At 33.7% G+C, this 24840-nt stretch carries 26 protein-coding genes; 20 read left to right on the top strand and 6 right to left on the bottom strand.

Annotated features, from left to right (window positions below):
- Positions 1 to 51: 51 nt before the first annotated feature.
- From ACJAZK_RS03720 to ACJAZK_RS03705, 4 genes are all read left to right on the top strand, one after another.
- On the top strand, positions 52 to 1614 hold the full coding sequence (locus tag ACJAZK_RS03720) for a sensor histidine kinase (RefSeq protein WP_415222675.1): 1563 nt from the start codon (positions 52 to 54) through the stop codon (positions 1612 to 1614).
- Positions 1607 to 2284 carry a response regulator transcription factor gene (locus tag ACJAZK_RS03715; RefSeq protein WP_415222674.1) on the top strand — a complete coding sequence of 226 codons (678 nt, stop codon included), beginning with the start codon at positions 1607 to 1609 and terminating at the stop codon, positions 2282 to 2284. The genes ACJAZK_RS03720 and ACJAZK_RS03715 overlap by 8 nt, the downstream gene beginning before the upstream one ends.
- Positions 2285 to 2371: 87 nt before the next feature.
- Positions 2372 to 3154: a hypothetical protein gene (locus ACJAZK_RS03710; protein WP_415222673.1), complete on the top strand. Its 783-nt coding sequence runs from the start codon at positions 2372 to 2374 to the stop codon at positions 3152 to 3154.
- Between the two features lie 2 nt (positions 3155 to 3156).
- A complete protein-coding gene (locus ACJAZK_RS03705; RefSeq protein WP_028871590.1) occupies positions 3157 to 3771 on the top strand; it encodes a deoxynucleoside kinase in 615 nt (204 codons plus the stop codon).
- On the opposite strand, the gene ACJAZK_RS03700 is transcribed toward ACJAZK_RS03705, so the two are convergent.
- A complete protein-coding gene (locus ACJAZK_RS03700; RefSeq protein WP_415222672.1) occupies positions 3768 to 4622 on the bottom strand; it encodes a helix-turn-helix domain-containing protein in 855 nt (284 codons plus the stop codon). The two genes, ACJAZK_RS03705 and ACJAZK_RS03700, sit on opposite strands and share 4 nt — an antisense overlap.
- 179 nt (positions 4623 to 4801) lie before the next feature.
- Between ACJAZK_RS03700 and ACJAZK_RS03695 the strand changes: the two genes are divergently transcribed.
- The 14 genes from ACJAZK_RS03695 to ACJAZK_RS03630 all read left to right on the top strand — a co-directional run bounded on the left by ACJAZK_RS03695 (position 4802) and on the right by ACJAZK_RS03630 (position 16119).
- Positions 4802 to 5155: a nuclear transport factor 2 family protein gene (locus ACJAZK_RS03695; protein ID WP_415222671.1), complete on the top strand. Its 354-nt coding sequence runs from the start codon at positions 4802 to 4804 to the stop codon at positions 5153 to 5155.
- A gap of 24 nt (positions 5156 to 5179) precedes the next feature.
- A complete protein-coding gene (locus ACJAZK_RS03690) occupies positions 5180 to 5392 on the top strand; it encodes a helix-turn-helix domain-containing protein (RefSeq protein ID WP_415222722.1) in 213 nt (70 codons plus the stop codon).
- A 108-nt stretch (positions 5393 to 5500) separates the two neighbouring features.
- The gene (locus tag ACJAZK_RS03685) at positions 5501 to 7111 is read left to right on the top strand and encodes a glutamate synthase-related protein (protein ID WP_415222670.1); all 1611 of its coding nucleotides are present in this window, start codon (positions 5501 to 5503) and stop codon (positions 7109 to 7111) included.
- A gap of 390 nt (positions 7112 to 7501) precedes the next feature.
- On the top strand, positions 7502 to 9448 hold the full coding sequence (locus ACJAZK_RS03680) for a thiamine pyrophosphate-dependent enzyme (protein WP_415222669.1): 1947 nt from the start codon (positions 7502 to 7504) through the stop codon (positions 9446 to 9448).
- Between the two features lie 15 nt (positions 9449 to 9463).
- Entirely contained in the window at positions 9464 to 9919 is a 456-nt protein-coding gene (locus tag ACJAZK_RS03675) for an OsmC family protein (RefSeq protein ID WP_415222668.1), read from the top strand.
- Between the two features lie 65 nt (positions 9920 to 9984).
- A complete protein-coding gene (locus ACJAZK_RS03670; protein ID WP_415190195.1) occupies positions 9985 to 10629 on the top strand; it encodes an ion channel in 645 nt (214 codons plus the stop codon).
- Positions 10630 to 10631: 2 nt separating this feature from the next.
- Positions 10632 to 11873, top strand: coding sequence for a cation:proton antiporter (locus ACJAZK_RS03665; protein WP_415222667.1), 1242 nt, complete (start codon positions 10632 to 10634; stop codon positions 11871 to 11873).
- Between the two features lie 24 nt (positions 11874 to 11897).
- Entirely contained in the window at positions 11898 to 12524 is a 627-nt protein-coding gene (locus tag ACJAZK_RS03660; protein WP_415222666.1) for a Pycsar system effector family protein, read from the top strand.
- 1 nt (position 12525) lies between these two features.
- Positions 12526 to 12738: a hypothetical protein gene (locus tag ACJAZK_RS03655; RefSeq protein ID WP_415222665.1), complete on the top strand. Its 213-nt coding sequence runs from the start codon at positions 12526 to 12528 to the stop codon at positions 12736 to 12738.
- 2 nt (positions 12739 to 12740) lie between these two features.
- Positions 12741 to 13142: a hypothetical protein gene (locus ACJAZK_RS03650; RefSeq protein ID WP_415222664.1), complete on the top strand. Its 402-nt coding sequence runs from the start codon at positions 12741 to 12743 to the stop codon at positions 13140 to 13142.
- Complete coding sequence (locus ACJAZK_RS03645) at positions 13142 to 14170, top strand: Rieske 2Fe-2S domain-containing protein (RefSeq protein ID WP_415222663.1); 1029 nt, start codon at positions 13142 to 13144, stop codon at positions 14168 to 14170. Before ACJAZK_RS03650 ends, ACJAZK_RS03645 begins: the two co-directional genes overlap by 1 nt.
- Before the next feature lie 3 nt (positions 14171 to 14173).
- On the top strand, positions 14174 to 14965 hold the full coding sequence (locus ACJAZK_RS03640) for a hypothetical protein (RefSeq protein ID WP_415190201.1): 792 nt from the start codon (positions 14174 to 14176) through the stop codon (positions 14963 to 14965).
- A gap of 3 nt (positions 14966 to 14968) precedes the next feature.
- A complete protein-coding gene (locus ACJAZK_RS03635; RefSeq protein ID WP_415190202.1) occupies positions 14969 to 15418 on the top strand; it encodes a YHS domain-containing (seleno)protein in 450 nt (149 codons plus the stop codon).
- A gap of 53 nt (positions 15419 to 15471) precedes the next feature.
- Positions 15472 to 16119, top strand: a complete 648-nt coding sequence (locus ACJAZK_RS03630; protein WP_415222662.1) for a LysE family transporter — start codon at positions 15472 to 15474, stop codon at positions 16117 to 16119.
- Positions 16120 to 16121: 2 nt separating this feature from the next.
- Here ACJAZK_RS03630 and ACJAZK_RS03625 read toward each other — a convergent pair whose 3' ends face one another.
- From ACJAZK_RS03625 to ACJAZK_RS03610, 4 genes are all read right to left on the bottom strand, one after another.
- Positions 16122 to 17117: an App1 family protein gene (locus ACJAZK_RS03625; protein WP_415222661.1), complete on the bottom strand. Its 996-nt coding sequence runs from the start codon at positions 17115 to 17117 to the stop codon at positions 16122 to 16124.
- A gap of 199 nt (positions 17118 to 17316) precedes the next feature.
- Positions 17317 to 17598, bottom strand: a complete 282-nt coding sequence (locus ACJAZK_RS03620) for a hypothetical protein (RefSeq protein WP_415222660.1) — start codon at positions 17596 to 17598, stop codon at positions 17317 to 17319.
- 186 nt (positions 17599 to 17784) lie between these two features.
- Complete coding sequence (locus ACJAZK_RS03615) at positions 17785 to 20232, bottom strand: sodium-translocating pyrophosphatase (RefSeq protein ID WP_415222659.1); 2448 nt, start codon at positions 20230 to 20232, stop codon at positions 17785 to 17787.
- Between the two features lie 193 nt (positions 20233 to 20425).
- Positions 20426 to 20953: an inorganic diphosphatase gene (locus tag ACJAZK_RS03610; RefSeq protein WP_415222658.1), complete on the bottom strand. Its 528-nt coding sequence runs from the start codon at positions 20951 to 20953 to the stop codon at positions 20426 to 20428.
- A 169-nt stretch (positions 20954 to 21122) separates the two neighbouring features.
- On the opposite strand from ACJAZK_RS03610, the gene ACJAZK_RS03605 reads away from it, so the two are divergent.
- Together ACJAZK_RS03605 and ACJAZK_RS03600 are read left to right on the top strand one after the other, a co-directional pair.
- A complete protein-coding gene (locus ACJAZK_RS03605; protein ID WP_415222657.1) occupies positions 21123 to 21503 on the top strand; it encodes a hypothetical protein in 381 nt (126 codons plus the stop codon).
- Between the two features lie 56 nt (positions 21504 to 21559).
- Complete coding sequence (locus tag ACJAZK_RS03600; RefSeq protein ID WP_415222656.1) at positions 21560 to 21943, top strand: DUF4174 domain-containing protein; 384 nt, start codon at positions 21560 to 21562, stop codon at positions 21941 to 21943.
- Positions 21944 to 22285: 342 nt separating this feature from the next.
- On the opposite strand, the gene ACJAZK_RS03595 is transcribed toward ACJAZK_RS03600, so the two are convergent.
- The gene (locus ACJAZK_RS03595) at positions 22286 to 24796 is read right to left on the bottom strand and encodes a DUF5686 family protein (protein ID WP_415222655.1); all 2511 of its coding nucleotides are present in this window, start codon (positions 24794 to 24796) and stop codon (positions 22286 to 22288) included.
- Positions 24797 to 24840: the final 44 nt, after the last annotated feature.

Here is a 24840-nt window from a genome sequence, read left to right as displayed (position 1 = left end):
ACGTGTGTTAACCGATTAGCTTTTAAAGGTTTTAACATTTACTTTTGGAATATGAACGATACTAAATACAGATCTATACTCTATGTTATTGTCATTGTAATACTGTCTACAATAGGGATTCAAGCCTACTGGAATTACAAAAACTATTTATCTAGCAAACAGCAACTTGTCAATGATGTACAAACAAGTTTAGATAAAGCGGTGGATGACTATTATGCTAATTTGGCCGAAAATAGCACCATTGGTTTTAGCTTTCAAGGTATGAATCAAAAAGACTTCCTTAAAAATGGTAGATTTGATAGTATCATGAGCTCTATTACTGAGTCTGACACCGATGGGTTTAGTGGTATTGATTCTATTAACCCAAGTTTATTGAATGGCGTTTCTGTAGTTAAAGGACCAAAGGCTGACTCTATTATTAGTCAAATGCAATTAAACGCTACTGTCGATTTTAAGGATTCGCCTTCAAATCGTATTACACATATTAATGTAGATACGCTTTCCATAGCTTCTACAAATAAAGACACCCTATTTTCAGATAAAAGTTTAAGACAGTTTACATCTAAGATTATAATATCGATGAAAACAGATTCTTTATCGCTAAAAGGCATTGATACGTTATTACAATCTGAACTTCTCAGAAAGGATATAGGCATTAATTATACGATCAAATATAAAGATCCTTCAACCGATATTGATTATTATAACGCGGTTGAAAAAGACATAGAATTTATAGATTCGGTTCAATTAAAATCATTTTTAAGCACCTCTTCTAAATCCTCATTACTACCTAAAAACAGTGAATTAAGCATCTTATTTAATACTATTTCAAATGATGTCTTCAAACGCATCATTTGGGGAATCGTCATTTCAACACTTTTAGTTTTATCTGTCATTAGTTGTCTTTTCTATCTTTTACAGATAATAAAACGTCAAAAACAACTAGCAGAAGTTAAAAATGATCTTATTAGTAATATTACGCATGAGTTCAAAACACCTATTGCTACTATTGGTGTTGCTTTGGAGAGTCTTCAGAATTTCAATATGATTGACAACAAAGAGAAAGCGAAAACCTATTTAGAGATGTCAAGATCTCAATTATCAAAATTAAATACTATGGTTGAAAAGTTGTTGGAGACTGCTTCTCTAAATAGTGATAATTTAGAACTCAATTTTGATACTTATAATATTTCCGAAGTGATTACCACAATCACAGAGAAACATAAATTTAATGATCAAAAAAAAATGATATCTCATGACATTGAAGCTGCTGTTTTTGCACATGTAGATATTTTTCATTTTGAAAATGCCATTAATAATATTCTTGATAATGCTTGTAAATATGGTGGCAACACCATACATATTATTCTAAAACAGACTGTGAATCATACAGACATCTCAATTTCTGATAACGGATCATCGTTAACAAAGGTAGACAAAGACCGAATTTTCGAAAAGTTTTATCGTGTACCAAAAGGAAACACGCATGACGTTAAAGGGTTTGGAATTGGCTTGTATTATGCTAATGAAATTATTAAAAAGCACAATGGATCGATTGAACTAGACCTCAAAAAACAACTAACAACTTTTAAAATCCAACTGTCAAATGTCTAAAACTACCATTTTGCTTGCAGAAGACGAGCCAGCATTAGGACAAATTATCAAGGAAAGCTTAGAGACTAGAGACTTTCATGTTTTGCTTTGTGAGAACGGAAACATCGCTTTTGAGGCCTATAAAAAACAAGCTCCAAAAATTTTAGTCCTAGATGTCATGATGCCAAAAAAAGATGGCTTTACACTTGCTAAAGAGATCAGAGCAATTGATGATAGTATTCCTATAATTTTTTTAACAGCAAAGTCACAAACTAGAGATGTCGTTGAAGGTTTTAATATTGGTGGTAATGACTATCTCAAAAAGCCGTTTAGTATGGAAGAACTTATTGTAAGAATCAATAATTTACTCAACCGCACACAAGTCCAAAAAACAGCTGATATTATAAAAGTAGGGTATTACACATTTGATTTTCCTAAGCAAATATTATATTTTGAATCTAGTGAACAACCCTTAACACATCGAGAATCACATTTATTATATCACTTGGTACAAAACAAAAACAAAGTTCTTGATCGCTCACTCATACTCAATAAACTTTGGGGAACAGATGATTTTTTCACAGCGAGAAGCATGGATGTCTTTATCACAAAACTGAGAAAGAAACTTAAAAAAGACGATAGTATACAAATTATCAATGTTCGTGGATTTGGATACAAATTGGTATTCTAAATTAAAAAATCACACCATCTACTATGACAATTATAGTTATCTAAATACTGGTTCAATTTTTGTACTTTTAAGTTCTGTAAAACACCTATGGCTTTAATTAGATACATTTTATTGATTTTCACCTCCATGGCTGCTGCTCAATCTCAAATTGGGTTAACTCCTGTTAACGCAATCGCTTTCAAAGCAGATGAAATTGTAGCTGTAGATAATTTTGAGACGGTTTATTATACCATTGGCAATATCCTCTATAAAAAATCCTCTGACAAACCAGCAATTAATTACAGTAACGTTCAATTGGGTTTCCCAACGACAGTTAATGCTTTTAATCCATTAAAAATTAACGTGTTTTATCAGGATTTCAATACGATTCTAATTCTCGATAATCGGTTAGCCGAAATTTTTAAAGTTGATTTCAATACCAAGCAACCTTATAAAAATGTATCTCATATCTCGACTGGCTATGATAATACACTTTGGATTTTTAATCAAGATCTCCAACAATTAGAACTCTATGATTATAAGACCGACAAGGTAAGAGCCACAGCTGTGCCTGTACAATCAAATGTTTTGGCATTAGCGAGCGATTATAATTATTGCTGGATGCTCACTGAAAAATATTTGTATCAATATACCTACTTCGGAAGTTTAATCTCGAAACTCGAAAACAAAGGCTACACTTCATTTGCTGCAGATAACGAGAATCTCATTTTAAAAACAGAAACTGGTCTTTTTTATAAATCGCAAAAAGCCGAAACTATTCGCCCTATTTCAATGCCAAAATTGTTAATAAATCAGTTTTTACTAACCAATGAAACGGTGTATATTTACGACTCTAAAATACTTCATAAATACCAACTAAAACTCAAATAAATATGCATGTTGCTGTCGCAGGAAATATTGGTGCAGGAAAAACTACACTTACTAAATTACTAGCTAAACACTTCAAATGGGAACCACAATTAGAAGATGTGGTTGACAATCCATATTTAGATGATTTTTACAATCAGATGGAACGTTGGAGTTTTAACCTTCAAGTCTATTTTTTAAATAGTAGGTTTCGTCAAGTATCTCAAATTCGCAAGAGTGGTAAAGATATCATCCAAGATAGAACCATTTATGAAGATGCGCATATTTTCGCTCCCAATCTGCATGCCATGGGATTAATGACTAACCGTGATTTTGAAAATTACCGTTCTCTTTTTGACCTTATGGAGTCCTTTGTTGAAGGGCCAGATTTATTGATTTACTTGCGTAGTTCTATCCCCAATTTAGTGTCACAAATTCACAAGCGTGGACGCGATTATGAAAATTCTATTAGTATTGATTACCTCAGTAGACTTAACGAACGTTATGAAGCTTGGATTACGACATATGATAAAGGTAATTTACTGATAATAGACGTTGATAATTTAGACTTTGTTGCAAACCCTGAAGATCTTGGTGAAATCATCAATAAGATTGATGCGCAAATTAATGGTTTGTTTTAATTCTTATCATACTTAGAATTTACGTTTTTTCTAAATTCTGTAGGACTAGCTCCAACTTGTTTTTTAAAGAATTTTGAAAAATGCCCAGGATCATTATAACCTAGTATGTATGTTATTTCTTCAGAGGTTTTATCGGAAAACAACAATAATCGTCTAGCTTCTGTAATTATTCTATCATTAATAAATGTAAGTGCTGTCTTATCACTATACATTTTAAAAAGATTTGAAAGGGTTTTAGGCGATTTATTAAGCATTGCTGCATAATCAGACACTTGATGTTTCTCTTTGAAATACTCTTCAACCAAAACATTAAAACGTCTTATAATATCAATTTTAATAGTTGATAATTGCGGTTGAGTTATATCTAGCTTTATTAAACGTGTAGATTTTATCAATATCCTTTTTAACATAACTCGAAGCATCTCTCCTTGAATAGTGTCTTTTGTTTGAAATTCATCCAAAAGTATTTGAAACATCATATTGTAACTAGTCTTCTCCTTTTCATTTAAGGAGATCACACGAGGAAGAGAAGAACCAAAGAACAAAATACCATTACAAGAGACCTCATGATCATGATCTCTAATACAATAAAACTCTCGATTAAACACAAGAGCCACAGCCCCTGCTTGTCCCTTCTCTATTTGGACTACATTCATTGGTGTGCAAAATAAGACATGGGATGTATTGAGTTTAAAATCATAGCCATCAATAGTTAAGTTTATATCGTTTTCCCTTGCCCAAATAATCTTATAAAACCCCCTTGTTTTAAGCAGTTGTTGAGATGATGAGCAATTAAAGTCTGTGACATTAAACATGCTTTCCTCAATATTGCTTGTATAGTTTAAGTGCATAATAAAATAAGTTAAGGGAGATTAGAACCTTTTAGCTATCTAATCTTCATAATGAATAGATTGTTGCGAAATATACAAGATTTAAGGAAGAATATGTATGCTGCAATCTGACTTTCAACAATACTTTTGTTATTAATAAATCACTAAACAAATAAATCAATAACAAAAAAGATTAGAAAATGGAAAATCAAATTAAAAACGCATTATCAGATTTAAAACAATTATTAGGAAAAGGAGAATTTATGGCAGCTATGGAAAAATATTTAGCGGACGATGTTGTCCTTCAAGAAGCTAATAATGAACCTAAAGTAGGCAAAGAAGTATGCTTACAAGCAGAAAGAGAATTATTAGCAACCGTAACACACTTTGGAAAATACGAAATGAAAAACATAGCAGTTGGAGGAGATACTTCTTACTATGAAGCCGTAATGGAATTTACTACAAATGATGGCACAGAGCACCACTTTGAGCAAGTTAACAGAACACAATGGCGCGATGGCAAAATAGTTAACGAACGCTATTTTCATGCATAATTATACAAAGATAGTGCGACAAGAATTAAAGAATTCGTTTTAGAATATATAGAATACTTTGGCGAAGAAAATGAATCAAATCAAGTTATTGCAAAAAACTCACTATCACATAAAGAGATTGCAAACCTTACTAATACCTCCAGACAAACTGTTAGTAATGTGCTAAGTTCAATGCGAAAAAAAGAATTGATTGATTACAATTCGCAATTCATTTCGTGCACAAAAATCCTGAAGTAAATAAAAACTAACTTACTATATATTATCGCATCAAACTAGACTCTGATATCTATTGAAAGTAATTTTAACATATTTCGACAAAATAAAAATTAACCAATTAATCACAACATGAAAAAACCAACTATAATCGCACAGATAAGTGAATTAATAAATAAACAGCCTGTTCACGCCTTAGTCAATGGATTAGATTTAGTCATTGTAAAATTTGATGAAGACATTTCTGTTCTTTACGGAAGATGTTTGCACAGAGGTGCTTTAATGTCTGATGGACATGTCGATGGTCACAACCTTATTTGTGGAGTTCATGGTTGGGATTATAGAGTAGATTCTGGTGTTTCAGAATACAACAATAAAGAAGTTTTGCATAAATTCTCTACTAAGATTGAAGGCGATGATTTAATGGTCGATGCTTTTGAAATCGATGCGTATTTAGTCAATAGTCCTCAACCTTTTAATCGCGATGAATACTTAGGCGCTTATGCAGATACACATCCAGAAGCCACCGAACCTTATACGGGCTATATCAAAGAGCTATCACAGAATGGCTTAAAAAATATTGGTCATCATGGATTTTCTGCCTCCATGGGAGTTGACAGAAACACATTACCAAAATGGAATGATATTCAATTTTTACCAGCGCAATTAGCAACACGTCCCTTATTAGATCATGAAACTGTAGCCACCAAAATCGTTATTGGCCCTAAGGCTAAAAAGCCATTAGAGTTAGACATGCCATTGTTTGTAAGCGATATGAGTTTTGGCGCATTATCTCGTGAAGCCAAAATCGCTTTAAGTAAAGGTGCAGAACTTGCTGGAACTGGTATTTGTTCTGGTGAAGGTGGTATGTTACCTGAAGAACAGGCTAGTAATTCAAGATATTTTTACGAATTAGCATCTGCTCAATTTGGATTCTCTTGGGACAAACTAGACAATGTACAGGCCTTTCACTTTAAAGGTGGACAAGGCGCAAAAACAGGAACTGGAGGGCATTTGCCTGGAAGTAAGGTAAGTGCAGAAATAGCAAAGGTTCGTGGATTGAAAGAAGGCGAAACTGCTATATCACCTGCGGCGAACCCAAATTTTCATAGTGTACAAGATTTTAAGGATTTTGCCGATAAGGTTCGTGAACGTACTGGCGGAATTCCGATAGGTTTTAAAATCGCAGCAAGTCATATAGAAAAAGACATTCAATTTGCATTAGACGTTGGTATCGATTATATAATATTAGATGGTCGTGGTGGCGGAACAGGTTCTGCTCCAACCATTTTAAGAGACCATATTAATGTTCCAACAATTCCTGCATTAGCCAGAGCAAGAACCTATCTGGATAAAGTTGGCGCATCAGATGTTACATTAGTAATCACTGGTGGTTTGCGCGTTGCTGAAGATTTCGCAAAAGCTATGATGCTAGGAGCCGATGCCATTGCGGTATCAAATTCTGCATTACAGGCTATTGGTTGTTTAGGGATGCGCGCTTGCGGAAGTAATAATTGCCCAGTAGGAATAGCTACTCAAAAAGAATCACTTCGTAGTCGATTAATTATTGATTCTTCAGCAAAGCAATTGCATAACTTTTTTGATGCAACTAATGATTTAATAAAGGTCGTTGCAAGGTCTTGTGGTTATGATGATGTCACCAAATTTAATCACGATGACTTATCTACATACGCTAGAGACATTCATAAATTAACAGGAATAAATTACGCAGGAATACACTAATGGAAAACTGGTATTTACCCATAACAATAGTGCCTGGTATAGGTTTATTAATCTTATCAACCACTAACCTTATGGTAACTTTAAGCAATGAATTAAGCGGTTTAATAAATGAGCAGTCAAAAGACGATTCTATTATTCACCGAAAATTAGCTCAGTTAAAAACCTTAAACCGTACCATGGTGTTTTTTTAAATCGCAGTGGCCTGTTTAGCAATTTCAGGATTAATAGGTGGTTTACAATTAAAAATGATAGAAAACAGTGCTACGTACATAAGTGTTTTAGGCATTGTTATCATGCTTTTAGGGTTATTTTTCTTGATAAAATATTCATATCGCGCAGTTAGTATAAGGCAAGATCAATTCAATTCAAAATTTGACAAAAACTAAAAACATGGCAACAACCAAAAAATGGTACAGTGTACTAAAAGACAAAAAGACATTACCTGAAGGACGTGTTCAAACAGTTACTGCTGGTCATAAAGGCATTTGTTTAACACATTATAAAGGTAAATTTTCTGCCCTAGATAATAGTTGCCCACATCAAGGTGGTCCTTTAGGAGAAGGCTCTATTGAAAACGGGATGTTACGCTGCCCGTGGCATGGTTGGGATTATGATCCTTGTACAGGAATGTCTCCAGGAGGTTTCGATGATGGATTAGAAACTTTTGAAGTAAAAGAAGAAGGCGATGAAATTTTTATAGCAGTAGAAGAAGAAACACACCAAGAAACCATTTCTGACGTGATGATAGAAACCATGGTAAATTGGGGCGTTAATACTGGCTTTGGCATGGTAGGACATTCCAATTTAGGCGTTGCAAATGCCATGATGCGCCAAGAAGAACAAGGTAAATTTCAATTTTTTGGAATTCGTCATGAAGGCGCTGCCGCCTTTGCCGCCTCAGCTTATGGAAAACTCACAGGAAGACCCGCTGTTTGTTTTGGTATTGCAGGACCTGGCTCTACAAATATGTATACAGGAATGTGGGATGCAAAAGTAGACCGCTCACCTATGTTAGCCATATCTGGACAAGTAAATACGCAGGTCATGGGAACTGGAGCTTTTCAAGAAGTAGATTTGGTTGGTGCGTTTCAAACCGTAGCGAACTTTAATCATAGCGTACAGCAAAACTCAAAACATGCAGAGTTAATGAGTTTAGCAATAAAAAGTGCTTTATTGAATAGAGATGTATCACATATCACATTTCCAGATGAAGTGGCTTTTATGCCAAAACCAGAAGGCCAAAAAGCACAAACACCAGAAGACAGAATTACACCTATGAATATTTCGCCGCCAAGGCAAATGGTTGCAAAGGCTATTGATATGCTGAAAGATTCAAAAACACCTGCAATAATTGTTGGTCATGGAGCACGTTTTCATATGAAAGCGATTACTGATTTCGCTGAAAAATTAAACTGTCCAGTAATTACGACGTTTAAGGCAAAAGGACAAATTTCTGATTATCATGACTTAGGTTGCGGTGTATTAGGAAGAAGCGGAACACCCATTGCTTCGTGGTTTATGAACGAAAGTGACTTACTGATTGTATTTGGAGCATCGTTCTCTAATCATACAGGAATCACACCTAAAAAACCAATCATACAAGTAGATTACGACCCAACAGCATTAAGTAAATTTCATAAAGTTGATGCCGCGCTTTGGGGAGAAATTTCAGAAACCTTATCTATTATAAAAGAGCAAACAGAAGGAAAACTCACGACTGTAGATAGACGTCCGGAAATAGCAAAACGTTGGGCCATATGGAAAGAAGAAAAAGCCAGTCGATTAAAAGATGAAAGTGATATAGGTTTAAGTTCTATTGCTGTTTTTGAAGCGATGAACAAAGTGGTTCCAGACAATGCCGTGATTGCGGTAGATGTTGGAAATAACACCTACTCTTTTGGGCGCTATTTCGAGCCTAAAAATCAATCTGTTTTAATGTCAGGCTATTTAGGATCTATAGGTTTTTCATTGCCTGCAGCCATGGGAGCTTGGGCAGCGCAAGGTAAAGACAGACCTATTTGGTCAGTTTCTGGCGATGGTGGTTTTGGCCAGTATTTAGGGGAGATGATGACCTTGGTAAAATACAATATGAACATTAAACACGTATTGTTGAACAATTCAGAATTAGGAAAAATATCTAAAGAGCAAAAAGCAGCCGAATTGGATGTCTGGAAAACATCTTTGCACAATGTGAGTTTCGCAAAGTATGCTGAGAACTGTGGTGCTTTAGGAATTAGAGTCACAAAAATAGAAGAATTACTACCCGCTTTGGAACAATTAAAAGCACATAATGGTCCAGCGTTATTAGAAATAATTACAGATCCAACATTAATATAAAACTATAAACTAAACATGGAAAATTCACATTTAGAAACCTTCAAAGCTGAAGCACGAGGAAAAGGGTGGCCTACTACAGTAGTCATTACAAATACAGAATGGACGCTTAAAACAGATGAACCTATTGAAGAGGGCGGATCAAATACAGGTCCTAACCCTATGCAACTTTTTATTGCGTCTTTAGCTGGCTGTCAAAATGAACAAGCCCAAGTTGTTGCTGAAGAACTCTCCTTGAATATCACACAAATTGATATAAAGGTGGAAATTGATCTCGATCTTTCCGGTTTCATGGGGATGTCAGATCATTCAAATGGCAGCTACAAGAGTTTACGACTAGATGCTTTAGTAACAGGAGACCTATCAGATGAGCACGTTAAGACCCTAGGTCAAAAAGTAGATGATCGTTGTCCGATTTTAGCATTGTTACGCACAAGTGGTTGTCAAATTGAAAGCAGTTGGAGTAAACGTTAAAGGGATAGAAAATCGAATTAATAGTTATATCGTATCAAAATTTAACCAATTATAGTAAAAAAAACATGATGAAGCATTTGGAAAACTATAAATACCTCATTGCTTTATTAAGTGTTTTTAATTTTCTGTTAACACCTATTCATATTGCGATAAGCGGCTTTAACCCTGCATATATTATTGTTATTAATTACACTATAGTTATTTTAAGTAGTTCTCTAATTGCCTCTAAGAGGTTAGCGAAATTTTTTACATACTTTCTAGGCGCTTTAACGTTGTTAGCTATTTGGTTAGAATTTTCTGATAGCAATTCTAAAACACTTTTAATTTGTCGGTTAGTCTTCTCTTTTTTACTATTTGCTTGCTTTTGTATTATTTTAATTAGGCAGCTATTAAAGATAAAAGACATTAATCTTCAGTTTATAATAGGTCCTATTTTGGGTTTCCTCTATTTGGGAATTATTGGCGGTGTACTTTTTGAGTTTGTTCATTTTTTAGACTCAAATTCATTTCAATTAATCAAAGGGTTTTCTGGTTATAGTTTTTACTATTTCAGCTTTATAAGTATAACATCTGTTGGTTATGGTGATATTACACCATTAACAGCGCCCGCTCAGTCCTTAACATTAGTCATGAATATTATTGGTCAATTTTATTTAGCCATTGTGATTGGTGTGTTTGTAGGAAAATATATTAACGTAAATCAAAATTAATCATGTTCGAATCTTTCAGTATCATATTTACAATTGCAGCGCTGTTTAATTATATCAATTATAAATGGTTAAAGCTGCCAACTACAATAGGTTTAATGATCTTAAGTTTAATCTTAATCATTCCAATTACACTAAGTGAAAAGGTGTTTCCCGAGTTTTACAAATTCTTTTGTGATATTATTGTCAATGCCGATTTTAAAACACTGTTACTCAATGGTATTTTAAGTTTTTTATTATTTGCAGGCGCATTACATGTGAACCTTGGAGCGCTTGCCAAAGAAAAGAAATCAATTTTTTTGTTTGCAACTTTGGGCGTTCTCATCTCAACATTTTTAGTTGGTGGCTTAGTCTTTTTTGCCGCGCAACTAATTGGTTTAGAATTACCTTTTTTACACGCACTTTTATTTGGTGCCTTAATCTCACCAACCGACCCAATTGCCGTTATGGCCATTTTAAAAGAGGCTAATATTTCTAAAAGTTTAGGCATAAAAATAGAAGGAGAATCCTTGTTTAATGATGGCATTGGTGTTGTTGTTTTTTCTGGTATTTTATTAATTGCTACCGCAATGGGAGAACACAATATTACAGAGTTAAGCACTGAAATAGGGACGCTTTTTCTTGAAGAAGCTGTAGGTGGATTAGTATATGGATTAGCGATAGGTTTTCTAGGGTTAAAATTCATTCAATCCTTAAAAGACAACCCGCAGTTAGCGGTAATGATCACACTTGCTGTAGTCATGGGAGGAACAGCAGGTGCATTTATGCTGCATATTTCAGCACCATTAGCGATGGTAGTCGCAGGATTGTTAATTGGAAATAAAATAAATATTAATGAAGATAAAAACTCCGTGCAAAAAGCTATCAATTCCTTTTGGGAGATTCTAGATGATGTTTTTAATGGCATTTTATTTGTCCTAATTGGGTTAGCCATTCACTTGTTAGAGTTTAATACTAGTTATATTTTACTAGGTATTCTCGCTATAGTAATTGTGCTTCTTGCACGATTTATTTCTGTACTTTTACCTTATTCACTATTAAAACATGAAGAGAAAAAACCAATTAAAACTATAGCCATTTTAACTTGGGGAGGATTACGAGGTGGCATTTCTATAGCTCTAGCCTTAAGCTTAAGTGAAGAACTTTCATTAGATATAATACTTCATATCACTTACATCATCGTGTTATTTTCGATTATTGTTCAAGGATTAAGTATTGGTCGTGTTGTAAAAAAGTTATATTCTTAAAATCCATTACTATACATTTGACATATGAGCGATAAATTAAAAGAAAAGGCAGAAGACAAGTATTTAATGGACGAATTAAATATTGATAAAGACGCCTTAAAACAGTTAAAAAAGAAACTTGCAAAAGTAGCTCCGAGGTCTGAACGTGGCGTGGAAACATTATTTCGGTTATTATCTAAAAATCAGTATACCCTAAATACAATGATAGATACCAAATCAAATATTTTAATATCTATAAATGCTTTAATTCTATCACTAATACTAGGAACGGTTATGGGGCAATTAAGCTCAGATCCACATCTTATTTATCCAATTATAATGATTTTGATGACCAACCTAACATCTATAGCTTTTGCTATTTTTGCAACGCGTCCAGAACTAGTTCATGGAAAAAGCGAAGCAAAGAACTTGATGTTTTATGGTAATTTTCAAGATATGAATGAAAATGAATATGTAAATAATATTACTAATCTAATGAATGAAGGTGATGAGTTATATAAAACCATTGCTAAAGACACCTACCATTTAGGAAAAACGATAGACCGTAAATTTAAGTTACTTCGTAAATCGTTTAATATATTTTTAATAGGAATTATTTTATCAGTGATCGCATTTGTTAGTTGTCACGCATTATTTGGAAATTTGATATAATATGGAAACAATCATTATTATTATTTTAGCAGTTCTAGGCGTTTACTTTGCTTTAGGCCTCCTTTTTGGTTTATACTTCCTATTTAAAGGTGCTACCAAAATAGACCCTTTAATGCAAGACACTAAAAAGAAAGTACGCTTTCTACTGCTGCCAGGAGTCATTGCGACTTGGCCTTTTTTAATAGAACGTTTATTCAAATCTAAAACTGTTTAATTATGACGTCAGGATTACGTAAAGCACATCAATACATTTGGCTATTACTCCTTATTATAGTCCCACTTATTATGGTTTTATCTGTCAAGGATTTAGAAATATTTTCTTCGGAAAGCGATACAACATCGCAAAGTAATGGCTCAAAAAAAGGAAGTCTCAAGACCTCAGAAAATGAACTAATCAAAGCCTCAGTTTTTGAGAGCCACCTGGAAATCATTTTAAAGGCCACCCTTAAAACCTCATCATCTGTAGTCTATGAAATGGACACAAAAGGCAATAAGGCCACTATTATTGGTCAGTTAACAGCAGCTGGCATCTATAACTTCAATATTAATAATCTACCCAAAGGAATCATTATTTATGATGATTTAAAACAAGTAGAAATCACTAAACTTAAATTTTAATGGGATTAGATTATAAATTAGTGCTTTGGAATGCACACAAAAAAACCTATGATAAAATCATAGTAGTAAGTATGTTACTCTATATCATTATGTTTGCTGCTATTACTTTCGTTTTCAATTCTGAAACTAGTATAGAAACATTAGTAATTAGAGCCTTTGGTTCCCTAGCTATTATAATGCTTCATATTATTTTGGTTATTGGTCCATTAGCAAGATTAAACACAAATTTTCTACCTATACTTTATAACCGAAGACATCTAGGCGTAAGTATGTTTATTGCAGCTTTGATTCATGGTGGTTTTTCTATGTTCCAGTTTCATGCATTAGGTGATGTAAATCCAGTATATTCTCTATTTACCTCAAATATGGATTATGGCTCACTCACCAATTTTCCATTTCAAGTGTTAGGTTTCTTCGCCCTACTTATCTTATTTCTTATGGCTTCTACAAGTCATGATTTTTTCCTCGGAAATCTTTCAGCCAAGGTTTGGAAACGTCTACATATGATGGTTTACTTTGGGTATGCCTTAATTATTGCGCATGTATTTCTTGGCGCTTTTCAACAAGAAACATCACTATTTACTATCGGCATAATGGTTTTAGGCTTTATAGTAGTTGCAAGCCTTCATTTGATAACAGGATTTAAAGAACGTAAAATTGACACCACCAAAACAAAAGAAAAAAAAGGTTGGTTAGAAGTCTGTAATATTTCAGAAATCGAAGAAGACAGAGCTAAAATATTCACTGTTGAGAATGAACGTGTAGCCATTTTTAAGTACAACGGAAAGCTATCTGCCATTCACAACGTATGTAAACATCAAGGTGGACCACTAGGAGAGGGAAAGATTATTGACGGTTGTATTACGTGTCCTTGGCATGGCTATCAATATTTACCGAGTAACGGACAATCGCCTCCTCCATTTACAGAGAAAGTAGCGACTTACGAATTAAAGTTAGATGGCGAAACTGTTTTTATTAATCCGAAAGCTTTTGAAGAAGGCACTGAAGTCAAACCTTGTAAATTCTAAATTATGAAAAAGAACGATGAATTTTATGTGTCTTATATACATGGAAGTCTAGGCTATAAAACAAAGCGAACTCTAAAGCGTTTTGCACTCTCTGCTATCATGGTTATTATTGTTGCGGCAGTGGTGTTTAGCTTTTCACAAAAACCCTTTAAAAATGCCACATTTGAATTATTAAGTGACACAAAAATAACAGGAACTTATCACGAGAATCCTTATCCCATGTTACGCGTTCAAGTCGCTAAAAATACATTTAAAAATATTTTGCTTTTAGGCTTCGGAAAATCTAGTGCTAACCCATTTTTAGAGCAAATTAAAAAAGAAGCTAAAGACCTCAACGGAAAAACGTTAAGTATTGAAGGGAATTTAATTTACTATAATGGGAAAACGCTCATTCAAATAACTGATGAAGAAAAGGTAACACTTATACCAAACTCTACAGGAATACCTCCTAAAAAAACAAGTATTACCAACATGACACTTGAAGGCGAAATCATAGACCCTAAATGCTACTTTGGCGTTATGAAACCTGGCAAAGGCAAAATCCACAGGAGTTGCGCTGTGCGTTGCATTTCCGGTGGAGTTCCGCCAGTACTAGCGACGACAGATAATAATAACATCTCAGAATATTATTTATTAACCGATTTGAAAGGCCATCCAATTAATAACGACATACTCCCATATATAGGAAAGCCATCAAAAATAAAAGGCACTGTAGAAAAAATGGAGGACTGGTATATTATGAAAATTAATGTTTCTGATATATTAGCCTTAAACAAAAAATCATCAATTTATTAAATTATGAAAAAAGTATTGATAGTATTATTCGTCGTTTTAGGTTATTCTGTAAACGCTCAAACAATTGATTATAACACTACAAAAGGCTATGTCGTCGAAGGATATGATGTGGTCTCCTATTTTAGCAATACTGCTAAAGAAGGCAGTGATAAATATGTAGCTACACATGATGGAGCTAAGTACAAGTTTTCGTCTCAAGAAAATTTAGATTTATTTAATGCTAATCAAACCAAATACGTACCTCAATATGGAGGTTATTGCGCTTATGCTCTTGGTACAAAAAATAAAAAAGTTGCGGTTGACCCAGAAACTTTTGAAATTAGAGGTGGAAAATTATATCTATTTTATAATTCTTGGGGAAGTAATGCATTAAAACTTTGGTTAAATGAATCTCCAAATGAGTTATTAGTAAAAGCAGATAAGAATTGGGAAAAACTAAAACAAAAAAAATAATCTCTTAAAAAAAACCCATCCTCTACTCAGTGTTCTTTTAAATTTAAACAACAATGAATTTAATAACGTATTTCTTTCTAGGTCTTATAGCAGCTATAACAGGCGCATTACCATTAGGCACCACAAATGTTGCCGTGATTAATACGACGATAAAAGAAAATATACAAAACGCCTTAAAAATTGTATACACAGCTGCTCTGGCAGAACTAATTCTAGTCATCATTGCCATCAATTTCAATATGCAAATTGGAAATTTTGTAGACATGAATATTTGGCTACAGTACACCATTGCAATCCTATTGCTTGGTGTTGGAATTATTCTTTTAATAGGCAGAAAGGAATGTGTAAAAGATGAAAACGAAGACTGTATCATCATTAAAAAACGGTACAATATTTCTAAACAAATGCTAGGTTTTATTCTAGGATTAGTGAACCCAACCGTTTTAATTTATTGGATTTTAGTGATTTCGTTTTTAAACAAAAAGATGATCTATCTAAATATGAGTACAGAATATATTTTACTTGTTGTATTCATAATTGGTGTCTTCATAGGGAAAGTAATCACACTTTATGGCTATGGGAAATTTAGTAATGTCCTAAAAGTTAAGATAAAAAATATAACAACACGAATTAATAGAGTGATTGGGGTATTGTTAGTTTGTGTATCAGTTTTTCAGTTTACAAAGTTGTTGTACTACTAACACTATTTAATAAATTCATGCTTTCGAGCATGCGCAATAGCCTCATCACTGCTTTCTACCAATAACACAGGTATTTGATTATAGTCTTTAAATAAAGATCTTATTTTAAGCATTTTCTTTCTATGCTTAACACTTCGCAAATATATAGCAGCAACTTGCAATGGAAACTCATTGGCTACGTCCATATAAATATCTGCATCTTTCTCTCCACTGTCTCCAATTAAAATAAATTTTAATTCTGGATAAGCTTTCAAAATATTGAGAATTTCAATATGCTTTTGAGGTCTATCCCCAGACTTCTTTTTAAATATATCCTTAAAACTCCGCAATAGAATAGGTCCTTTAGGAAACGTATTCTGTTTCAAAAAGAATTCGAGATAACGGTATAAATTCCACGGGCTATGGCTCACATAAAAAATAGGATTAGCATGCTTACCAGACGAGCCTCGATGTAACTTGTGATAAAAATCTGCAGCACCTTCTAATGGAATCCTACTAGTGGCACTTTTAAAAATACTGTTGATTAAGACTTTCCATTTAAGAGTAGACACTACTCCTGTGTGAATTATTGTGTCATCTATATCGCTTATGACACCGTATTCAGCCTTAGCGTTTGGTATTAATAACTCACCGGGAAATCGATTAGAGTTTTGAATACTACGTTTGATATTCACATCATCATAAGCAACCTCAAAACTAAGCCAACCATTGTCATTCGTTAAAGCACTTAATCCTTCTAATTGAGCATCAATCTTAAAATAACCATGGTCATCTGTTGTGGTTCTTAAAAGGGTTCCATTTGGAAGCGTTATTTTAAGTTCAGTATGTTTGATCTCATCACTTTCAAATCGTTTAAAAGAATTGATCAACAAACCAAACAAGCCCTTCTGTTCCAGATTTATAGTTTCATCCTCTAGAGCACGACCACGCATATAAAAATGAGTATCTGTACCATAACTTTGAAATGTAATAACTTGTAAAGGATCTTTTTTAAACACGAACCTATTGAATTAGATGTTCAAGATACTAAAATCAAGAAAAATAAAATCTTAAATGTTACTGTAATTAACTTCGGTTATGATAAGTCCCTCAATATCAGTCTTTATTTTTAATAATAGATTTATAAGTTGTTTGTTATGGGATTCGTTTATCTTTTCCTCAGATATCAGAATTCAACTCATAAACGGCTATATCGTATTATAAATTACCACCTTTATAATCTAAAGCATAAATTTTTATTACCACTGTTTTAAACTTATTTTTATATTCTAAAATTTGCGTCATGCATTGCGGTACATCTGTTTCCAATGGCTCTAAAATGAGTTCAAAATTGAGATTAACTCCAGAATGCGGACAGCCCAGACGTTTATTTCTGTCTTTAACATCATAAAGTTTACCGCGATCAAAAATAAGCATCTCACCTAATGCATTATGAATTGGATTTCCACTTCCATCTATTAGCACTTTCTCATGACGCATTTGACACTTTACAACTTTAAAAGATTAGATAGTATTTAACATATTTATTTACAGCCTCCATTACTCAACTAAAAATAAAACATTACAAACAGTTAGCTATAGCTATAGCTATAGCTATAAAAACCTAATTATTAAATACAAAAAAGCCACGACAAACGTGGCTTTTTAATATTTATAATTTTGAATTTAGTTGTTTTGCTCAACTTCCTCAGTAGTCGTTTTTTTGATTTTCACATCTTCAACACTTTGATTATTGTTTAGAGCTTTTACCTTGGCCTGAACCTCTTTTAGTGTTCCTTCAACAGTTTTTTCTTCTGTAGTTGTTATGTTATTTTTAGTACTAACTTTAGTTAAAGTAGCCATCGCTTTACCAACAGTTGCATCTTCATTAATTTCTATAGTTTCGGTTTTAATAATTTCTTCAGTATTAACAGTGTTAGTTAATACAGTTTCATCAGCGTGACCTCCTAAAATTGGAGCAATGACTAATCCAATTAAACATGTTAATTTAATTAAAATATTCATTGATGGTCCAGATGTATCTTTAAATGGATCTCCAACTGTATCTCCTGTCACTGCAGCTTTATGCGCCTCAGAACCTTTGTAAGTCATTTCACCGTTAATCTCTACACCAGCTTCAAAAGATTTCTTAGCGTTATCCCATGCGCCTCCTGCATTGTTTTGGAAGATTGCCCATAACACACCAGATACAGTAACACCAGCCATATAACCACCTAACATTTCAGCAATAGCAAGATTATCCATACCAAATAACATCGGTACAAATGCAATTACTAATGGAAAACCGATCGTTAATAACCCTGGTAACATCATTTCTTTTAAAGAGGCTTTAGTAGAAATAGCGACACATTTATCGTATTCCGGTTTCCCTGTACCTTCCATAATTCCTGGAATCTCTCTAAATTGACGACGTACTTCTTCTACCATTTCCATAGCAGCTTTACCTACAGCGTTCATTGCTAAAGCAGAGAATACTACTGGCACCATTCCACCAACAAATAACATGGCTAATACTGGCGCTTTAAAGATGTTAATTCCATCAATTCCTGTAAACGTTACATACGCAGCAAAGAGTGCTAATGATGTTAATGCAGCAGAAGCAATAGCAAATCCTTTTCCGGTTGCTGCTGTTGTATTTCCAACGGCATCTAAAATATCTGTTCTTTCTCTCACGATTGGTTCCTGTTCGCTCATTTCGGCAATACCACCTGCGTTATCAGCAATGGGCCCAAAAGCATCAATTGCTAATTGCATAGCTGTTGTTGCCATCATCGCAGAAGCTGCTAAAGCAACACCATAAAACCCTGCTAAAGCATAAGAAGACCAAATTGCTCCAGCAAATAATAATACTGAAGGGAATGTAGAAATCATACCCGTTGCTAAACCTGCAATAATATTTGTTCCTGCTCCTGTAGAAGATTGTTGTACTATTTTTAAGATAGGAGATTTTCCTAATCCTGTATAATATTCTGTTACAGATGAAATTCCTGCTCCAACGACTAAACCAACAAGTGTTGCATAGAATACACGCATTGAAGAAATCTCTTGCAAACCTTCACCGAAGAAGTTCATTTGCATAGTTTCTGGTAACATCCAAGTGACTAAACCAAAACAGGATATGGCAACTAAACCTATGGATACCCAGTTCCCAACGTTTAAAGCACTCATAACTTGAGATTCTTTAGCATCGTTACTTTTTATTTTTACGAGCATCGTTCCTATTAAAGAAATAATAATTCCAACTCCAGCAATAGACATTGGTAATAAGATTGGACCAATCCCACCAAAGGCATCGTCAATAAACCCACCCATATCTTTAATTACATAGTTACCAAGAACCATAGCAGCTAGTACAGTTGCGACATAAGAACCAAATAAATCGGCTCCCATTCCAGCAACATCACCTACATTATCTCCAACGTTATCTGCAATAGTTGCAGGGTTACGAGGATCATCTTCTGGAATACCAGCTTCTACTTTACCAACTAAATCAGCTCCAACATCTGCCGCTTTGGTATAAATTCCACCACCAACACGTGCGAATAATGCAATAGACTCAGCTCCTAGTGAGAATCCTGCTAGTGTTTCTAAAACAACCGTCATTTTCTCTACAGAAAAAACACCTTCTGCTCCACCCATAAAGTATTGGTAGAAAAAGATAAAGAAACCTGTTAAACCTAATACCGCTAAACCAGCAACCCCAAGCCCCATTACAGTTCCACCTCCAAAAGAGACTTTTAATGCATTTGGCAAACTCGTACGAGCAGCTTGTGTTGTTCTAACATTTGTTTTAGTTGCGATTTTCATTCCCATGTTTCCTGCAAATGCAGAAAAGATAGCACCACAGATAAAAGCAATGACAATAAGCCAATGTGTTGTATCTACTAAAAGCGATACTGCAAAAAGTAATATACTTACGATTACAACAAATATTGCTAGTAATCTATATTCAGCGTTTAAGAACGCTAAGGCGCCTTCGTAGATATGATCTGAAATTTCTTTCATTTTACCATCTCCAGCATCTTGTTTCATAACCCATGCTTTTTTTATAAACATGTAAATTAATCCTAAAAGCGCCAAAGCAATTGGCAGGTAAATCATTAGTGACTCCATATTTTAATTTTATTTTGATTTGTTAGTTATACATCCTTTCTGAGTAAACATTTTGCAATAAAGCGACCTTGAATCACTTTTTATCGCAAAACTGAACTGAAATTTGCTGGTCAAAAGTAGTGAAATCTCTTAAAACTAAAAAACCCTTCAATTTTATTGTTGAAGGGTCTTATATTTTATTGGGATTCAACAATTAAATTGTAAAATTTCCATTGGCTTTATGTTCACTATTCTCGTATCTATCAATACATTTATTTAGAATCTCATATGCTTCCTCCGCATTTCCCCATCCACCAATGTCAACTTTCTTTTTCTCCAAATCTTTATAAACTTGAAAGAAATGAGTGATTTCTTTAATTCTATGCGGATTTAAATCATCAATATCATTATAAATATTCCAGATAGGATCAGTTACTGGGACGCAAATCAACTTCTCATCTGGTCCTTTTTCATCTGCCATATGAAACACGCCTATTGGCTTCACTTCCATCACACACATTGGGAATGTTGGCTCGGTCCCCATGACTAAAACATCTAATGGATCACCATCTAAAGCCAAAGTTTCTGGAATAAATCCATAATCTCCAGGATACATCATTGATGAAAATAACATACGATCAAAACGTATTTTATGAAGATCAAAATCATATTCATATTTATTACGACTCCCTTTTGGTATTTCTATCAATACATCAAAGGTTAATTTTCCAGTTGCTGTCATGGTCTTTTATTTTTTCTCCTACGAAAATAGGCCTGTTATTCTTTTTTTGGGATGCAAAGATATTATATTGTTTGAGTTTGGCAATATTTTTAGGGTTGTAAAAGTTAAACAGAACACATTTGATAATTGAAATGAATTATAAGTGTTTTGAGCCCTACAATTCAAAAACATGCCGCTAGACCTCAAAATAACATTAGAATACTGGAATACTTTAGCCAATCTAACTATTCTAACTAGCACTTTACTCATTCGCTTTTCTGTTTCAGCAGTCACTAACTTATTAGTTTTTAATAAGAACGATACACTGACTAATTGTGTTTTAAAATCCGCAATGTTATCTGCTGGATATTTTCTAGTGATTATATTTATCATAACACCAATCTTAATTATTACAACAACAGAAAACTTTTTAAAGCCTTCTATTATACATGACTTTTTGATTCACAGCGTCATTGCAATGGTAACTGTTCTAATTGGATTGTTATCTTTGGTCGTTATCATTTTATTATCAGGATGGATACAACCTAATTGTTCAATCAATAAACCTTAAAAATGAAACCCCATAACATCATCCTATTTTTATTCATAACATTCCTAAGCTTTCAAATGAACGCACAAGACCTTTTAAAACACCAATGGGAAGACAGAGTACTATTACTGATAGCCCATAATACCAACACTCCAAAATTTCAGAATCAACTTAAAACATTACAAAACCAAGAAAAAAATCTTAAAGACAGAAAATTGGTTATTTATCAAATCACACCAAGTTATTATTGTCAAGGGGTTTTTTCCGAAGAAAATAAATGGACGAAAAGACCTGAACTATACCAAAAGATGAAAACAAATGACAACACATTTGAAGTCATACTTATAGGATTAGATGGTGGCGAAAAACTGAGACAAAACGAACTACTAACAATTGATAAGTTGTTCGCTATAATTGATGGGATGCCAATGCGACGGGCTAAAACGGAAAATAAAAACTAATTATATATGATTGGAGATACAACAGAAGATATTCTTAAATAGTGGGAGCCAAAAAGACTTTGGTTTACTATAGCAGTTAGCTTCTTTAGTGTATTAGCTATTGTTAGAACTAAGCAATTTTCGTTTTTAACTATAGAATTATTTGGTGTAGTACTTTGGGGAATACTAGCTAATATATTATTTTCTATAGGAATCGTAATTGAGCTTTTAGACGCCTATTATTTTAAGGGAAAGTTAGGTATTAAAAACCTTAGATGGCTTTTCTATATTTCAAGAACATTGCTGTATTGTGCTTGGTCTTTCGTTTATGTCATCTTTTACTATATGCCAGATTTTTAATCTCTAAAAACTAAACCCAAAACTACCCGTAACACCAAAAGGTCTCGCATCTGGAGTATCTAAGTAATTACCTCTAAAGTTAAAATCAATACGCAGTATTTTAAAAATATTACCAACACCAACGCTATACTCGTAATACATTTGATCATTTGGTGCAATTAAAGGGGTTTCCACAGGGTTTCCTGTGGTATTGAGCGCAATATTATCCACCGATAAATCTCCCCAAACCCCTCGAATACCAATAATAGCTCTTAGGTTATATTGTTTAAGAAATGGAATTCTAGAGAAAAAGCGTCCATTAAAATTATGCTCTAAATGTAATGAGGTATAGGTATCTGTAATAAACTCATAGAAATCTAATTGCGGGAATGTATTATAAATAGAGAAATACGATTGGTTTCCTGGAACCACACTTAGCAATGCTAAAGGCACCTCTCCAAATGTTTTACCTGCTTCAATAGTTGTAGTTAAACGACCAAATCCACCAACTTGCCAAGGTTGGATATATGAAAATTGAACTTTTGTATAATTAAAATCACTATTAAAAAAAGCTTGATCTCCACGAGTAACCTGTGCAAATAAACTCGCAAAACCGTCATTAGCTGTACGACGCTCTACACCATAGCCTGTCATTTTTCGATTGGGAAAGTAGGATAGTGACAAGGCGGTCTCAAACTGTTTAACTTCCGAAAAAATTCCAGTAGGAGATTCTGGATCATTATAATCCAAACTAAATGTTGGTGAAGCAGACTCTAGAGTTCGATAAGTTCCGCTGGTACGAATCACAAAGTTTTTACTAGGTTCAATTTCCACGCCTAACGTTGTTATATTTACACTTGTTAATTTGTCATTAACACTCGTGTTCACAACTGCAGAAGACGCTAAATTACGACCTAAAACATCAGTAGAAGCGGTTAAATTTGCCCCTATTTGCTCAACATCTCGCCTGTTTCCACCAGAAATAATGAGTCGATTCTTTTTATCAATCAACCATTTCCCCGAAATACCATACTTAAACTTGTCATCTCTAAATCCGTAAGCTAAAAACCCCTCTACTCGCCAAAGATCATTGGGTCCAAAATAGGTTCGTCCGCCAGCACGTATTCGAGTTCCTTCAACCTCATTAAACCCAAAAATAGAGAAGATAGGTCCAATATCCATATTAAGACTTGGTACTTCTATATAACCTGAGGCTAGAATACTTCCAACATTATAGAGTCGCTTAAACTTTTTAACTGTTTTTAGGGTATCTAGCATTTTGTAGACGCCTTTTTCATCTTTGTTTAGAGATTCCATTCGGTTTTGAACCCAAAAATCATCATTGCGATTATAAGCATCTTCATTGTAGTTATAAACTTCTACATCGTAAAATGCTTCATCCTTAGGCTTATCAAAAACATAATTATCGTATAAAGTTGTCCGTTTCCCATAAACACCACGAGATTTTTCCTTTTTGTTCAAAGCAAAATCAGATAACATATAATCCCGCTTAATCAAAAACAGTGTATCATTTAACACCTCAAATTCCTGCTCTATATAAATTTCTTTGACCCAATTAATATTGGCGCTTTTTGAAGCTTGAAGATTGATGTCCTTAATAGCATATGTAGAATCATTAACCCAAAAATCACCTTTAAACGTTAATTCATTTTTACGTCTTGGGTAATACACAATATTATAGCACCATTTATTGTCAATAAAAGCACTATCAGACAAAACATAGTTGTAGGTTTGGACTCCTGTTCTAGATAACGGACTCACAAAACTCTTATCAAAAAACTTTAAGTAGTTATCATAGATATTAAAATCTGCGTAGAGATCATCAATAAAATCAATGATCATTTGATTATTGCTAAATCCTGAATTTTTATTCCCTTTTAAATCGTTCTTCTCCTTATTCAATAAATTATCCCCATAAACTTTACTTACAGCCTCATTAAGAAATATTGGCAAATAGGTTTTCCCTGTAATACTAGACGTATCTACTTCCTCAAAAACGAACTCCATACCTTTAAAAAGCTTACTTTTAATTAAAGCACTATCTATCGTATTAAGATCAAATTCTACCTTCTCGTATTTATCGTATTCATATTGTTTAAATCGTTGCAATCCATTTCTTCGTTTGCGTTCCCATATTTTCTTTAGGATTCTAATGGCTGGGTTTTCAGATGCTTTTTTAGATTGCTTTCCTGTAACGATAAGAACAGCATCCAAAGCTCCCGCCTCCTCTTTTAATATGAATTTTAAATCGTAGTTAACTTTCTGCTCCAGTTTAATTTCTTGACGTTCATAACCCAAAAATGAAACAATAAGGATATCCCAAGTGTTTTCAGACTCGAGGTAAAAACGCCCATCTTCATTAGAAATGGTTCCTTCTGTAGATCCTTTGAACAAGATGTTTGCAAAAGCGACGGGCTCATTGAATTCATCATAGACATAACCACTTACTTTGGTTTGTGCATAAGCGAAGCTTATTCCGAAGAATAACAATAAAACGAGGAGCTTTTTTTTCATTAGTATAGGTCTCTGCAATGTATACTTTTTTGGGGTTAAAAATT

Origin of the sequence: Psychroserpens sp., from assembly GCF_047633235.1 — a bacterium.
Lineage (GTDB): Bacteria > Bacteroidota > Bacteroidia > Flavobacteriales > Flavobacteriaceae > Psychroserpens.
This window is presented reverse-complemented; position numbering and strand designations above follow the sequence as displayed.

Bases quoted from the DNA above. Each gene is read 5' to 3' on its own strand.
- ACJAZK_RS03720 (WP_415222675.1), top strand. From the start codon at position 52: ATGAACGATACTAAATACAGATCTATACTCTATGTTATTGTCATTGTA.
- ACJAZK_RS03715 (WP_415222674.1), top strand. From the start codon at position 1,607: ATGTCTAAAACTACCATTTTGCTTGCAGAAGACGAGCCAGCATTAGGA.
- ACJAZK_RS03710 (WP_415222673.1), top strand. From the start codon at position 2,372: ATGGCTTTAATTAGATACATTTTATTGATTTTCACCTCCATGGCTGCT.
- ACJAZK_RS03705 (WP_028871590.1), top strand. From the start codon at position 3,157: ATGCATGTTGCTGTCGCAGGAAATATTGGTGCAGGAAAAACTACACTT.
- ACJAZK_RS03700 (WP_415222672.1), bottom strand. From the start codon at position 4,622: ATGCACTTAAACTATACAAGCAATATTGAGGAAAGCATGTTTAATGTC.
- ACJAZK_RS03695 (WP_415222671.1), top strand. From the start codon at position 4,802: ATGGAAAATCAAATTAAAAACGCATTATCAGATTTAAAACAATTATTA.
- ACJAZK_RS03685 (WP_415222670.1), top strand. From the start codon at position 5,501: ATGAAAAAACCAACTATAATCGCACAGATAAGTGAATTAATAAATAAA.
- ACJAZK_RS03680 (WP_415222669.1), top strand. From the start codon at position 7,502: ATGGCAACAACCAAAAAATGGTACAGTGTACTAAAAGACAAAAAGACA.
- ACJAZK_RS03675 (WP_415222668.1), top strand. From the start codon at position 9,464: ATGGAAAATTCACATTTAGAAACCTTCAAAGCTGAAGCACGAGGAAAA.
- ACJAZK_RS03670 (WP_415190195.1), top strand. From the start codon at position 9,985: ATGATGAAGCATTTGGAAAACTATAAATACCTCATTGCTTTATTAAGT.
- ACJAZK_RS03665 (WP_415222667.1), top strand. From the start codon at position 10,632: ATGTTCGAATCTTTCAGTATCATATTTACAATTGCAGCGCTGTTTAAT.
- ACJAZK_RS03660 (WP_415222666.1), top strand. From the start codon at position 11,898: ATGAGCGATAAATTAAAAGAAAAGGCAGAAGACAAGTATTTAATGGAC.
- ACJAZK_RS03655 (WP_415222665.1), top strand. From the start codon at position 12,526: ATGGAAACAATCATTATTATTATTTTAGCAGTTCTAGGCGTTTACTTT.
- ACJAZK_RS03650 (WP_415222664.1), top strand. From the start codon at position 12,741: ATGACGTCAGGATTACGTAAAGCACATCAATACATTTGGCTATTACTC.
- ACJAZK_RS03645 (WP_415222663.1), top strand. From the start codon at position 13,142: ATGGGATTAGATTATAAATTAGTGCTTTGGAATGCACACAAAAAAACC.
- ACJAZK_RS03640 (WP_415190201.1), top strand. From the start codon at position 14,174: ATGAAAAAGAACGATGAATTTTATGTGTCTTATATACATGGAAGTCTA.
- ACJAZK_RS03635 (WP_415190202.1), top strand. From the start codon at position 14,969: ATGAAAAAAGTATTGATAGTATTATTCGTCGTTTTAGGTTATTCTGTA.
- ACJAZK_RS03630 (WP_415222662.1), top strand. From the start codon at position 15,472: ATGAATTTAATAACGTATTTCTTTCTAGGTCTTATAGCAGCTATAACA.
- ACJAZK_RS03620 (WP_415222660.1), bottom strand. From the start codon at position 17,598: ATGCGTCATGAGAAAGTGCTAATAGATGGAAGTGGAAATCCAATTCAT.
- ACJAZK_RS03615 (WP_415222659.1), bottom strand. From the start codon at position 20,232: ATGGAGTCACTAATGATTTACCTGCCAATTGCTTTGGCGCTTTTAGGA.
- ACJAZK_RS03610 (WP_415222658.1), bottom strand. From the start codon at position 20,953: ATGACAGCAACTGGAAAATTAACCTTTGATGTATTGATAGAAATACCA.
- ACJAZK_RS03605 (WP_415222657.1), top strand. From the start codon at position 21,123: ATGCCGCTAGACCTCAAAATAACATTAGAATACTGGAATACTTTAGCC.
- ACJAZK_RS03600 (WP_415222656.1), top strand. From the start codon at position 21,560: ATGAACGCACAAGACCTTTTAAAACACCAATGGGAAGACAGAGTACTA.
- ACJAZK_RS03595 (WP_415222655.1), bottom strand. From the start codon at position 24,796: ATGAAAAAAAAGCTCCTCGTTTTATTGTTATTCTTCGGAATAAGCTTC.